This is a genomic window from Geodermatophilus bullaregiensis (assembly GCF_016907675.1).
Taxonomy (GTDB): Bacteria; Actinomycetota; Actinomycetes; order Mycobacteriales; family Geodermatophilaceae; genus Geodermatophilus; species Geodermatophilus bullaregiensis.
In genome coordinates this window covers 4,352,305-4,365,056 of record NZ_JAFBCJ010000001.1, presented here as the reverse complement: position 1 = coordinate 4,365,056, position 12,752 = coordinate 4,352,305, and the positions used below count along the sequence as shown (strand labels likewise).

The 12,752-nt window shown below is 73.7% G+C and carries 10 protein-coding genes and 1 riboswitch; of the genes, 6 read left to right on the top strand and 4 right to left on the bottom strand.

All coding sequences use genetic code 11. The annotated features are described in order from the left end of the window. Positions 1 to 107 precede the first annotated feature (107 nt). The gene (locus JOD57_RS20950) at positions 108 to 1,271 is read left to right on the top strand and encodes an RtcB family protein (protein ID WP_204693784.1); all 1,164 of its coding nucleotides are present in this window, start codon (positions 108 to 110) and stop codon (positions 1,269 to 1,271) included. 618 nt (positions 1,272 to 1,889) lie between these two features. On the opposite strand, the gene JOD57_RS20945 is transcribed toward JOD57_RS20950, so the two are convergent. Continuing rightward, positions 1,890 to 3,065 (bottom strand): serine hydrolase domain-containing protein, encoded by a 1,176-nt coding sequence (locus JOD57_RS20945; protein WP_204693783.1) that lies wholly within the window; start codon positions 3,063 to 3,065, stop codon positions 1,890 to 1,892. Between the two features lie 238 nt (positions 3,066 to 3,303). Next, entirely contained in the window at positions 3,304 to 3,456 is a 153-nt protein-coding gene (locus tag JOD57_RS20940; RefSeq protein ID WP_204693782.1) for a hypothetical protein, read from the bottom strand. A 375-nt stretch (positions 3,457 to 3,831) separates the two neighbouring features. Continuing rightward, a riboswitch (cyclic di-AMP (ydaO/yuaA leader) is annotated at positions 3,832 to 3,966 on the top strand. Positions 3,967 to 3,978: 12 nt separating this feature from the next. On the opposite strand from JOD57_RS20940, the gene JOD57_RS20935 reads away from it, so the two are divergent. The 4 genes from JOD57_RS20935 (at position 3,979) to JOD57_RS20920 (ending at position 7,432) form a co-directional block, all read left to right on the top strand. Beyond that, on the top strand, positions 3,979 to 4,491 hold the full coding sequence (locus tag JOD57_RS20935) for a C40 family peptidase (protein ID WP_204693781.1): 513 nt from the start codon (positions 3,979 to 3,981) through the stop codon (positions 4,489 to 4,491). 80 nt (positions 4,492 to 4,571) lie between these two features. Then, entirely contained in the window at positions 4,572 to 5,477 is a 906-nt protein-coding gene (locus JOD57_RS20930) for a carbohydrate kinase family protein (RefSeq protein ID WP_204693780.1), read from the top strand. A gap of 112 nt (positions 5,478 to 5,589) precedes the next feature. Then, positions 5,590 to 6,747 (top strand): HNH endonuclease signature motif containing protein, encoded by a 1,158-nt coding sequence (locus tag JOD57_RS20925; protein WP_307824827.1) that lies wholly within the window; start codon positions 5,590 to 5,592, stop codon positions 6,745 to 6,747. A 64-nt stretch (positions 6,748 to 6,811) separates the two neighbouring features. Continuing rightward, positions 6,812 to 7,432, top strand: coding sequence for a restriction endonuclease (locus JOD57_RS20920; protein WP_204693778.1), 621 nt, complete (start codon positions 6,812 to 6,814; stop codon positions 7,430 to 7,432). Between the two features lie 134 nt (positions 7,433 to 7,566). Here the strand turns inward: JOD57_RS20920 and JOD57_RS20915 are convergent, their stop codons facing one another. Continuing rightward, complete coding sequence (locus JOD57_RS20915) at positions 7,567 to 8,010, bottom strand: hypothetical protein (RefSeq protein WP_204693777.1); 444 nt, start codon at positions 8,008 to 8,010, stop codon at positions 7,567 to 7,569. Continuing rightward, the gene (locus JOD57_RS20910) at positions 8,007 to 11,285 is read right to left on the bottom strand and encodes a TM0106 family RecB-like putative nuclease (protein WP_204693776.1); all 3,279 of its coding nucleotides are present in this window, start codon (positions 11,283 to 11,285) and stop codon (positions 8,007 to 8,009) included. The genes JOD57_RS20915 and JOD57_RS20910 overlap by 4 nt, the downstream gene beginning before the upstream one ends. A gap of 66 nt (positions 11,286 to 11,351) precedes the next feature. Here JOD57_RS20910 and JOD57_RS20905 point away from each other — a divergent pair, with 66 nt between their 5' ends. Continuing rightward, the gene (locus JOD57_RS20905) at positions 11,352 to 12,752 is read left to right on the top strand and encodes an ADP-ribosylglycohydrolase family protein (protein WP_204693775.1); all 1,401 of its coding nucleotides are present in this window, start codon (positions 11,352 to 11,354) and stop codon (positions 12,750 to 12,752) included.

Genomic DNA, 12,752 nt, shown 5'->3' with positions numbered 1-12,752 from the left:
GGCCCGCCGTCCCCGGGTAGTCGCGAGTGCACCGGGCGACGCAGCGGCGTCGACCGCCCCGGCCCTGCGCCCGCGGCAGGCCCGATCCGCGACCGGAGGGGTGGACCATGGAGAGGATCAGCGATCGGCTGCTCAGCTGGGCGTCGATCCTCGAGCCGACCACGCGGGTGCAGGCCGAGCGCACCGCCTCGATGCCGTTCATCCACCCGCACGTGGCCCTCATGCCCGACGCGCACCTGGGCCTGGGCGCGACCGTCGGCTCGGTCATCCCGACCGACGGCGCGATCATCCCGGCGGCGGTGGGGGTCGACATCGGCTGCGGGATGACGGCCGTGCGCACCCAGTTCACCGGTGACGACGTCCGCGGCCGCAACCTGGCGACGCTGCACGAGCAGATCTCGCGGGCGATCCCGCTGTCGGCCGGCCGCAACAACAGGAAGGTGCGGGAGACGGCCACGCCGCGCGTCGAGGAGCTGCGGGGCCTGCCCGGGGCGGCCCAGGCCGACGGCGTCGTCCCCGACTGGCCGCTGCAGCTGGGCTCGCTCGGGTCGGGCAACCACTTCATCGAGGTCTCCCTCGACGAGGCCGACCGGGTGTGGCTGTTCCTGCACTCGGGCTCCCGCGGTGTGGGCAACAAGCTGGCGTCGAAGCACATCCGGGTGGCGCAGGAGCGCACGCGGGCGAGGGGCGTCGACGTCCCCGACCGCGACCTCGCCTACCTGGAGGAGGGCGAGCCGGAGTTCGACGCCTACGTCGAGGCGCTGCACTGGGCGCAGCGGTTCGCCGCGCTCAACCGCGAGGAGATGATGGACCGCCTCGCCGAGCAGGTGTCCCGGTTCCTGACCGAGGAGGTCCGGCGGGTGCAGGTGGTGCAGTGCCACCACAACTACACCGAGCGGGAGACCCACCACGGCACCGAGGTGTGGCTGTCCCGCAAGGGCGCGATCTCCGCGCGGACCGGCCAGTGGGGGCTGATCCCCGGGTCGATGGGCGCGGCGTCCTACGTCGTCGTCGGGAAGGGCAACGCCGAGGCGCTGATGTCGGCGCCGCACGGCGCCGGCCGCAACCACTCGCGGGGCGCCGCCCGGCGGATGTTCAGCCGCGCCGACCTCGACCGGCGCATGAGGGGCATCGCCTGGGGCCGCTCGGACGCCTTCCTCGACGAGCACCCCGATGCCTACAAACCCATAGGTCAAGTGATGTCAGACGCTTCTGATCTAGTCGAGGTGCGACACACCCTCAGGCAGATGGTCAACGTGAAAGGCGACTGACGTGGATCCATTCCTACTCTACTTCGCTGGCTTCTTCGACGGCGAGGGATCGGTTGGGGTCTACAGGAACGGGAAAGGCGGTCGGACGCTACGGGTGCAGTTGACGCAGAACATCACGGCGAAGAGCACTCTGCTACTCAGAGAGTGCCAGGCGCGCTGGGGCGGCTCCCTGTCTGAGATGAACAGGAGCTACAGGCGCACGGCCTGGAACTGGCAAGCAAGCTCTCTGTCTGGCGTGCGGGCACTGAGGGACATCCGCCCATGGCTGCGTCTCAAAGCAGACGAAGCAGACATCGCGTTGGAATGGTGGGCACAACGTCCGATCCCCCGACGCGGTGTCGATGGTCGATACCTCCCACTCACCGAGAACGAGCGCAACTCGGACGCTTCCGCAGAGGTGAGACTGAAGGCAGCAAAGGCAGGACTCCGGACAGAAGATGCCATGGTGCTCAACGTCGCTCCCTCGGTGAGTCAACTCCTGATCGTCGAGCCAGATGGATGAGCACATGAATCATCGAGCAGGTGGCGTCCACATCGGCCTGCGCGCCACAACGTTGACGCGGGTGCTCGTGCTCTGCGCCGACCGGCGGGGCAGAGCACGAGCGGCCGCAGAGTGGGTCAGAGCGCGGCGTACAGAGCCTCCTCGAACTCGCCGTAGACCCGCCACGCGCCGTCCTGCTCGATGAAGGGCAGGGAGTTGGTGTAGATCGAGGCGCAGACGCCGGTGGTGCGGTCGACGAAGAAGTGCGTGTTGAACAGCCCCGCCCAGGAACCGGTGCCGGCCCGGCGGCGGCCCGGCTGGTCCTCGGTGTTGAGGAGCAGCCCGTAGCCCCACGTGTGGCCGGGGCCGGCCCGGAGGCTGTCGGTGATCGGCGGGTCCGCGGTGAGGATCTCGGCGGGGAAGTCGAGGTCGCCGATCTGGTTGGTGAACGCCCGGTCGACCGTCTCCGCCGAGAGGATGCGCTCGCCGTCGAGCTCGCCTCCGCGGAGCAGGGCGCGCGCGAAGCGGGTGTAGTCGCGCGGTGTCGAGTAGAGGCCGTGCCCGCCGGCCCACCAGTCGGGCTCCTGGTTGAGGATCTCGTCGACCGCGGTCCACCCGCCGTCCTGGCCGCGGGTGTGGATGGCGACGCAGTGGGCCTTCCGCTCCTCGTCGAGCCGGAACATCGTGTCGGTCATCCCGAGCGGGCCGGTGATGCCGGTGGCGATCACCTCGTCGAGGGTCGTGCCGGCCACCGCCTCGACCACCCTGCCGAGCCAGTCGGTGTTGATGCCGTAGACGTACCGGGTGCCGGGGTGGGCGACCATCGGCGCCTCGAACGCGCGCGCCGACCCGGGGACGACGTTGGGGACCCCGGTCGCCGTCTCGTACCGCAGCAGCTCGGCGTTCCAGAACCAGTAGCCCAGTCCCGTGGTGTGGGTGACCAGCTGGTGGACGGTCGCCTTGCGGGCCGGCTCGACCAGCCGGGGCGTGTCGCCGTCGAAGCCCTCGAGGACCCGGACGTCGGCGAACTCGGGGCGGTACTGCTCGACCGGGGCGTCGAGGTCCAGCTCGCCGCGCTCCACCTGCTGCAGCGCGGCCGCCGTGCAGACCATCTTGGTCATCGACATGATCCGGAACTGGGTGCTCGTGGTGACCGGGTCGTCGGACTCCCCCGCGACGCGCACCCCCGCGCCGCCCTCGTAGAGGACGCCGTCGCGGTCGGCGGCGATGGCGGCGACGTGCGGCACCGCTCCCCGCTCCACCGCGTCGGCCAGTACGGCGTCGATCCGGCTGCCGTCGATGTCCCTGCTCATGGCGCCTCCTCGGTCGGTCCGCCGCGACTCTGCGGCGGGCCCGGCGTCAGGCTGGCGGGTGCCCTGGAGCAGCGCAAACGCGGCGGCGAGCACGGCGGCGCGCTCGTGCCCTGGTCGACGCCGGGAGCGGCGCGGCGAGCGGCTCCGGGTGCACGCTGCTGCGTCCCCGGTCCCGGCGCGACGCGACCCCCGTCCCGGCGGTCCGGGGCGGGGGTCGCGAGACAGGTGCGCGGTGCGGTCAGTAGCGACCGGCCGTGCCGCCGCCCCTCTTGTTCTTGGCCTGGTAGTCGCGGATGAACTTCTTGATCTTGGCCTGGTTCTGCGGCTTCTGCAGCTCCTGCACCACCTTGGCGGCGACGCCCGAAGCGACGAGCTTCCTCAACATCCCCATGGGGTTGCCTCCTCGTGTCGATTCCTGTCCTCGTGCCCCGTGAACGCGCGCCGCAACCGTGGCGATCCCGACGTCCTCCGTGCCGTGTCGGTGGTGGGCCGCTGACTGCGCGTTCGGACGCACCGCCGCGTCCTTTCTGGCCCGGCGCGGCGTGTCCGCGCCGGGCGGCCGGCTCCCGCGTGTCGAGGAGTTCGGGTGTCCGCGCTGGTCAGCGCGGCGTGTCGGATCCGGGGCGGGAGTCAAGTGCGCGGACCCGGATCGGGCGTGGCGGCCGACCGGAGCGGTTGAGCGCTCAGGGACCCCTACCTACCGTCGTCGCGGTCCGGCCAGGGCCCTTCGTCACTCCCCGTGTGACACCCGCCGGATGCGCCGAACCGGATGCCGGCACCCAGCCGGTCTCCCGGGCCGGGGACCCACCGCAGCACTGGGGTGGAGCGCGACTCGTCGCGCCGGGCGACTCCTCCGTCCGAACCCGTCAGCTAACCCGGTAGGCGATCGTGGAGAACAGGAGAACCGTCGTCGATGACGACTACCCGCACGTCCACCGCTCGTCGCTCGTTCCGCGGCATCGCCGTCGCGGCCATCGCCGGAGCCGGCATCGTCCTCTCACCCCTCCCGGCCTCGGCTGCCGTGGGTGGCGGCGGTGGTGGGGCCGTGACGGCCGCGCCGGTCGCCGCTCCCAACGGCGCGGCCCAGACGGCCGTCGACACCGCGCTCGCCCAGCGCGGTGACATGTACCTCTACGGCGCGACCGGTCCCGACCGGTTCGACTGCTCGGGGCTGACCAGCTTCGCCTACAAGGCGGCCGGCGTCTCGATCCCGCGCACCTCGAAGGCCCAGTCGACGTTCGGCACCCCGGTGGCGAAGGCCGACCTCCAGCCGGGTGACCTGGTGTTCTTCTACAGCCCGGTCTCGCACGTGGGCATGTACATCGGCAACGGCCAGATGGTCCACGCCTCGACCGCCGGCAAGCCGGTGGCCGTGGTCGCCCTGGACTCCATGCCGCAGTACCAGGGCGCCCGTCGCATCGTCTGACGCGATCCTCGGACGACGCCCCGGCCCTGGTGGGCCGGGGCGCCGTCGCGTCAGGACGGTCCGGTGGAGACTCCTCGGCCGTGACCTCCACCGGCCCGGCGTGGCCCCGCCCCGCCGGGCGGGGACCGGTCGTCGCGCTGGGCAAGCTGGTCGCCGACCAACTGCTCGAGCTGTCGGCTCCCCTGGTGGTCGGCGGCCAACAGCGGGTGGTCCGGACGACGACGGCTGGCGGCGCCCCGGCCACCGTGACGGCGAACCTGGCACGGCTGGGTGTCCCGTCCCGGCTGGCGGGCTGGGCCGGCGCGGACCCGCTCGCCGACGACCTGCTGGCCGGTCTCGCCGGGCGCGGCGTCGAGGTGGCGGTGGTGCGTCGCGGACGGGCGCCGGTGTCGACGGTGCTGGTGCACCCCGACGGCGAGCGCACGCTGCTGACCGACCGTGGGGAAGGCGGGCTGGAGCCTTCCGACGTCCGCGCCTCGTGGGTCGCCGATGCGGCCGTCGTCCACCTGGACGGCTACGACCTGCTGCGCTTCCCCGGCGCGCTGCGGGGCGCCGCGTCGGCGGCACACGGGCGCGGGGTGCCGATCAGCGTGGACGTCGCCGCCGCGACCCGCATCGCCGCGCACGGGGTCGGCGCCTACACCGACCTGCTCGCCGGGCTGCGGCCGGACCTGCTCTCCTGTAACGCCGCCGAGGCCACGGCCCTGGGCCTGGACGGTTCGTTGCCGGCCTGGGCACCCGGGCTGGTGCTGGTGCACGCCGGTGCCCGCCCGACCCGGGTGGTCTCGGCGGCGGGCGCGTGGGAGGTGCCGGTCGAGCCGCTGCCGGCGGGGCGGCTGCGTGACACGACCGGGTGCGGGGACGCGTTCGCGGCCGGGGTGCTGAGCGGCTGGCGCGCCGGGCAGTCCGTGCTGGACGCCGTCCGGTCCGGTTATGCCGCGGCCGCGGTGGTCGCCGGCGTGGTCGGCGGCCAGCCGCCGCCGTGACCTCTCTCGATGCGCGCTGACACATCGCACCTCATAGGCCGCTGACCTGCATTTTCAGGTTGAGCACCCCGGTCCGATCGGTTAGAATTCGTACATGTGTTCGGGTGATCCGGTGGGCGGTGACGTTCTCGACGACGTCGCCGCGCTGGTCGCCGAGCGCAACCGGGTCGATGCCCTGCTGGCGCGGCGGGTACGGGCCGCGGAACTGTCCCAGGCACCGGAGCGGGACGGGCTGACGAGCACGGCGTCCTGGTTGCGCGGGCACTGCCGGCTCTCGGCGGCCGCGGCCGGCCGGCTGGTGACCGCCGGGCGGGTTCTCGAGCACCTGCCCGCGCTGGCCGAGGCGCACGACACCGGGCTGGTCAGCGCCGAGCAGGTGGCCGTGGCCGGGCAGATCCTCACGCCCGAGCGGCTGGCCGCCGCCGCGGCCGCCGGGGTGGACCTGGCCGTCATCGACGCCGTCCTCACCCAGGTGGCCCTCGATCACCCGCACGCCGACTTCGTGCGCGTGGTGCGGCACTACCTGGCCGACCTCGACCCCGACGGACCCGAACCCGATCCCACCGAGGGCCGGTCGCTCACGCTGGCCAAGCACGCCGACGGATCGCTGTCCTTCCGTGGCCAGCTCGACGCCGCCGGTGGGGAGAAGTTCCAGGCGGCGGTCGAGTCCTTCGTGCAGGCCGACCGGCCCGCCGGCGACGACCGCACCCGCGCCCAGCGCCTCGGCGACGCCCTGGTGCAGCTGGCCGACAACGCGCTGGCCGCCGGGGACCTGCCCACCCTGCGCACGGTCAAGCCGCACGTCGCCGTGGTCATCGACGTCGAGGACCTGGCCGATCCGGCCACCGGACCCGGGGCCGGGCGGATGGGCTTCGGCGCGACCATCTCCGCCGCCCGCGCCCGACGGCTGGCCTGCGACGCCACCGTCTCCCGCGTCGTCATGGGCCCCGACGGCGCACCGCTGGACCTGGGCCGCGAGCAGCGCCTGGCCGACCGGTACCTGCGCCGCGCGGTCGAACTGCGCGACGGCGGCTGCGTGTTCACCGGCTGCGATGCACCCACCTGGTGGGCCGAGGTGCACCACCTCGTCCACTGGATCGACGGCGGCGAGACGAACCTGGAGAACTCGGCACTGCTGTGCGAGCGCCACCACACCAAGGTCCACCACGGCTTCCGCGTCGAACGACAACCCGACGGGCGATGGCGCACCTGGCGACCCGACGGCACCCCGATCACCGTCCCCGAACCCCTGCTCCCCCGCGCCGCCTGACGCCCCTGCGCGCGTCCGATCCTCCGGGTGCGAGCATCCGCAGGCAGCTCGAGATGGGGGATGCATGGCGCTCTGGATGGTCCGCAGTGGCCGGCACGGCGAGGGTGACGAGCTCGCCCTGAGCCGTCACGTGGTGGGGATCGGCTGGCCGCGGGCCGGGGACCTCTCCGACGTGACGACGACCGACGAGCTGCGGGAGCGGCTCATCGAGACCCACCCGGACGCCAAGCCCTCGACGATCTCCAACTGGGTCGGCCAGGTCGACGCCTTCCAGAGGCGCATGGCCGACGGCGATCTGGTCGCGCTGCCGTTGAAGACCGAGCCCGTCGTCGCCTTCGGCCGTGTCACAGGGCCCTACGGCTACGTGCCGGACGCCCCCGAGTCGATGCGGCACCAGCGACCGGTCACGTGGCTCCGTGAGGTACCACGGGACGCGATCGACCAGGACATCCTCTACTCCCTCGGCGCCTTCCTCACCGTCTGCCGCATCCAGCGCAACGACGCGGAGGCGCGGATCCGGCAGCTCCTCGCTCGCCCGGACGGCTCACCGCCGCCCGTTTCAACCCCACCGACCGAGGAGCTCCCAGCTGTCGACACCGACCGCCAGCCGGACAGGGACCTCGACCGCGTGCTCAACCGGGAACTGCCGCGCTACGCCGAGGCTCTGGAGCGACTCGGCCAGTGACCCACCTCGACCTGGACGAACGGCTGCCGCTCGCCGCCACCGTCGCGTTCCACGGCCTGGACCGGATCTCACTGCCCCTGTCGGACGACGAGGCACACGAGCTCGTCATCGCCCAAGGGCCCGACCGGTGCCGTTCAGTGCACGATGCCGAGGAAGTGTCCGGCGCAGCGGCTGCACAGGCCGGTGCTGTCGTGCACGTGCTCGCGGGCGTTGACCTCGCGGCACACCGGGCACCAGCGGAAGGTCCGCCGACGGCGGCGGGCGACCTCCTCGGCGGCCTCTGCCAGCACCTCTGGCTCGTACAGGACCTCCTCGGCCTGGAACCGGCGGTCGGCCGCGAACTCCCACACCAGGGGCCACACCCCGTCCCACCGCGGCTCCGGCCGCGCCAGGGTGAAGCCGAAGCCGTCCCAGCCGACCGCCACCTGCGCCGGCTCCCCACTCACGAACCACTGCTCGTGCGCGGGCCCCGGCACCTCGGTCCAGCCAGCGCCCAGCGCCCGCGCCAGCGCGCCGACGGGCACACCGAGCAGCGCCGCCAGGACGGCGTCGCCCTCGGTCAGCCCGTCGTCCGTCACGCCGACTGCTGCGCCATCTCCGCGAGCCGGCACAGCGCGTTGACCTGGCGCAGCTGCTCCGGCGTCCGCACGGCCGCGTCGAGCAGCAGCGGGCTCATCACCACCACGGCCAGCGCCTTGGCCCGCGACACCGCCACGTTGAGCCGGTTGAGGTCGTACAGGAACGGCACCCCGCGCGGCGCGTCGTCGGCCGACGTCGAGGTCGTCGAGTACACGACCACCGGCGCCTCCTGACCCTGGAACCGGTCGACCGTGCCCACCCGCGCGCCGTCCGGCAGCAGCGACCGGATCAGCCCGACCTGGTTGTTGTACGGCGCCACCACGAGGACGTCGTCCGGCCCGATCGGCCGCTCGGCGCCCTCGGCGTCCACCCACCCGACGCCCTGCAGCGAATGCCAGACGGCGGCGACCTCGGCCGCCTCCTCCCGGGACGACGCCGACGCCGACGTCGTGTGGCCCACGGAGCGCACCGCCAGGCCGCTGCCCGACACCAGCCCCCCCGGGCGCACGGTGATCCGCTCCCGCAGCGGCGCCGACTCCAGCCGGCCCTCGTACGCGAGGTCGGACACGAACGCGGTCAGCGCCGGGTGCATCCGGTAGGTCGTGTCGAGGAAGATGCCGCGGCCTGCCGGCACGGTCGGGTGGCCCTCGAGCAGGTGCTCGAGCGCCGAGAGCCCCGAGTCACCGGGGTGCACGCCCTGCGAGGGCTGGGCGAGCTGCTGCGGGTCGCCGAGCAGCACCAGCGAGCGGGCCGACCGCGCCACCGCGACGGCGTTGGCGAGCGAGAACTGGCCGGCCTCGTCGACGACGAGCACGTCGACGGCCTCGGCGAGGTCGGGCTGCGTCCAGAACCACGCCGTCCCACCGACGAGCGACACGTCGCCGTCGAGCAGCCGCGAGGCGACCTCCTTGCCGTCCCTCGACCACTCGACGCCGGGCGCGCCACAGGCCTGCTTCTCGTCGCACTTCTGCAACGCGGGCCGGCCGACCGCCGACAGCACGTTGCCGATGACGGCGTGCGACGTCGCCGTGACGCCGACCTTCTTGCCGGCGTCGAGCAGCGCGCGGATCAGCCGCGATGCCGCCCGCGTCTTGCCGCTGCCCGGCGGGCCCTGGACAGCGAGCACCTCGCCGTCCAGCGCGAGCCCGATGCGGACGACGGCGTCGCCGGCCTGCTCGTCGGGACGGCGGCGGCAGTCGGCCGGTACCCGCCGCTCCAGCAGCGCCTGCCCGAGACAGGGCCTGCCGCCCAGCACGTCGCCGGCGGTGGCCGCGATCGCGCCGCGCATGCCCTTGTCGTCGATCGGCCCCTCCGGGCCGAGCGCCCGCGGTGAGGGCTCCTTCGTCGACTTCACGACGACGCGGCCGGCGACGGCGTCCAGCTCGCGGATCTCCCCGACGCGGACGCGGGTGTCGACGTCGACCACCGTCGACCCGACCGACAGCTTGGTGTCCTGGGTCGGGAACGCGAGCGCGTAGAGCTTCGACCGCTTCTCGGTGCCGACCTCGACGGGCGCCGACAGCCCGCCGAGCACCGTGCCGTCCTCGACCAGGGCAGCGTCGTCGAGGTCCTTGCGGCTGAAGAACTCCCACCAGCCGGGACGGGCCTCGCGGCGGTGCCACTGGACGAGGTCGGCGAGCAGGTCGTGACCGGCCTCCTGCAGCCGGCCGACCAGCGCCAGCTCGGCGAGCTCGGCCTCCGACCGCTCGGCCGGGCCGGTCGTCTCCGACACCAGCGGGCGGTCCTGGCCGCCGAACTCCCGCTCCAGCTCCTCGCGCTGCGTCTCCAGCCAGTCGTGCAGCTCGCGGGTGGAGTCGACGTCGTCCTTGTCGTAGAGCTCGATGTCCACGAGCCGCTGGGGGTCGCGGTCGGCGAGCCACTTCTCGTAGGCGATGACGCTGCCCATCGCGTCGGCGACCTCGCCGGTGTGCTGCCGGCCGTAGAACGCCTCGACCTTCTTGATCGAGTACGAGCCCTTGCTGATCCGCATCGACTGCCGGACGACGGGGTGGAGGTCGACGAACCGCTCGGCGCGCAGCAGCTCGTCGAGCTCGGCCTCGCGGACGCCGTAGCGGCCGGTGAGCCGCTTGAGCGCGCTGACCTCGTAGGCGGCGTAGTGGTAGACGTGCATGCCCCGGTCGGCGTCCCAGGCCTCCCGGATCAGGTCGATCAGGTCGCAGACCATCTGCTTCTCGGCGGCGGGGTCGTGCGCCCACAGCGCGGCGAAGCTGCCGTCCCGCCGTCCGATGCCGGCGAGGTACTCGAGCCCGGCGCCGTCGGCGGAGTGCGGGTCGCCCTCGAAGTCGAGGTAGAGGTCGCCGTCGCTGGGCTCGGGCAGCCGGAGCAGGCCGGTGTTCTTCGCCGGCGGGAGCAGGGTCCGGGTGGGGACGCCGGTGGCGCGCTCGCGCAGCTGCTCGCGGGCCTGCTCCTGGACGCGGGTGCGGGTGGCCGCGCCGATGCGGGCGGCCCGGAGAGTCGCGTCGTCGGCGGCGGCGAGCTGCTCGAGGGTGGTGATGCCGGCGGCGCGCAGGGCCGCGCGGGTGTCGGCGCGCATGCCCGCGACGAGGCTCAGGTCGTCGGCCGCGAGCAGCTCGCCGTCGCAGCGCGGCTTCCAGGTGCACTGGCTGCAGTAGGGGGTCGGGACCGGCTCGGTGGCCGGCGGGTCGGCGACGAAGGCGGCCAGCTTCGCGCGGGCGCGGCGGGCGTAGGCGGCGACGTCGACCAGCCGCCACGGGTGGGCGACGCCGTCGCCGGTGACCACGCAGACGCGGTCGGGCTGCCGGCCCTGGAGGACGGCGAGCCGCTCGGCGTAGGTGGCCATCTGCAGCAGCGCGGGCACCTTGACGCGGCGGGCGAGCTTGGCGTCGGCGACCTCGTAGGACCAGTCGCCCAGCGCGGACGGGGTGCCGACCTTGAGCAGGAAGTCGGCGGCGCCGGCCCACGTGCCGTCGGTGAACTGCGCCTGGTGGACGACGTCGACGCCGGCGCGCATCGCCTCGAGGGTGAGCGCCTCGGCCTCCCGGCGGCCGCGCGCGTCGAGCCGGACGGGGACGCGCACGATGGTGCGGCCCTCGGCCTCCAGCGCGTCGAGGTAGCGCAGCTCGTGCTCGGTGCCGAGGTCGGCGATGAGCTCGGCGTGGTCGCCGGGGCCCTCGGCCGGCGGCGCGAGCCGGCCGTCGGCGACGGCGAGGTCGAGCGTGGTCAGGTGGGCGCAGGCCTGGTGGCGGGTCAGGTCGGTGGGGCTGAGGACCAGGGAGCCGTCGGTGCGGTACATCGAGACGGGACGGTCTCATGCGGACTGCGTGATCGGGGTGACCCGCGCCGGAGGGAGGATGCGCACGTGACCGCAGGACTGCACCGCTCGCACCGGGTGGCCGGCGCTCTCGTCGGCTCGGCGGTGGGTGACGCGCTGGGGGCGCCGTTCGAGTTCGGCCCGCCGGGCGCCTTCTCGGCCCGCTTCCCGCTTCCTGCCCGTGGCTCGTCGACGGAGATGTGCGGCGGCGGGTCGGGCGACTGGGAGCCGGGCGAGTTCACCGACGACACGCAGATGGCGCTGATGGTGGCCGGCTCGCTGGTGGAGAACGGCGGGCTGTCCGAGCCGGAGCTCTTCGACCGGTTCGTCAGGTGGGCAGAGGCCGAGCCGCCGGACATCGGCAACCAGACGCGGGCGGTGCTGCGGTCGGGGCTGCCGTGGGACCGGGCCGCCGCCGAGCACTTCGCGCGGTCGGGGCACGCGGCGGGCAACGGGTCGCTGATGCGGACGACGCCGGCGGCGATCTGGTTCTCGCGCTTCGGCACCGACGCGACCGTGGACGCCGCGCGGCGGATCTCTGCCCTGACCCACGGGGACCCGTCTGCCGGCGAGGGGTGCGCGGTGTTCCACGAGCTGCTGCGGGTGGCGCTGGACGGCGGTGACCCGCTGGCCGCCGTCCCCGCTGCCCTGTCCCTGGTGGCGTCTGAGCACCGCGAGCGCTGGGCGACGGTGCTCGCGCCGGACTGGGAGCCGTCGATGGCGACCGAGTCCAACGGCGCGGTGTGGCCGACGCTCGGGCAGGCGGTGTGGGCGCTGCGGATGGGTGCGGACTTCGCCGAGGTGCTGCGGCTGGTGGTCGACCTCGGCGGCGACACGGACACCGTCGCGTGCGTGGCCGGCGGGCTGGCCGGGGCGGTGTACGGGATGGGCGGCATCCCCATGCGGTGGTCGTCGGTGGTGCACGGGCGGGTGCCCGGGCACGGGGACCGGGTGTGGCGGCTGGCCGACCTGCAGCAGCTGGCCGCGGCGCTGGACGGCAAGCCGGTGCCGTCGTACGACCCGGGCGTCATCCCACGGATCGGGCCGGTGGAGGTGCTGCCGGGGATCTGGGCGGGCAACCTCGACGGGGCGCGGTACTCGGACGAGGGGTTCGCGGTCATCTCGCTGTGCCGGTTGGGCGAGCCGTTCCCGCACACCAACCACCGGATGGCCTACATCGCCGACAACGAGCACAACGTCGACCTCGACGTGATGCTCGCCGACGTCCTCGACGACCTGACCGCGCTGCGCGCCGAGGGCCACCCGGTGCTGGTGCACTGCCACGGCGGGGCGTCGCGGACCGGGCTGGTGCTGCGCGGCTGGCTGGTGCGCGAGGAGGGGATGTCGGTCGACGAGGCGACGGCGCACGTGGCCGAGCGCTGGCCGCACCTGGGTCTGTGGAACGCCAGTTTCACCGCCGCGCTGGAGCGGCTCGCCGACGCCCGCTGA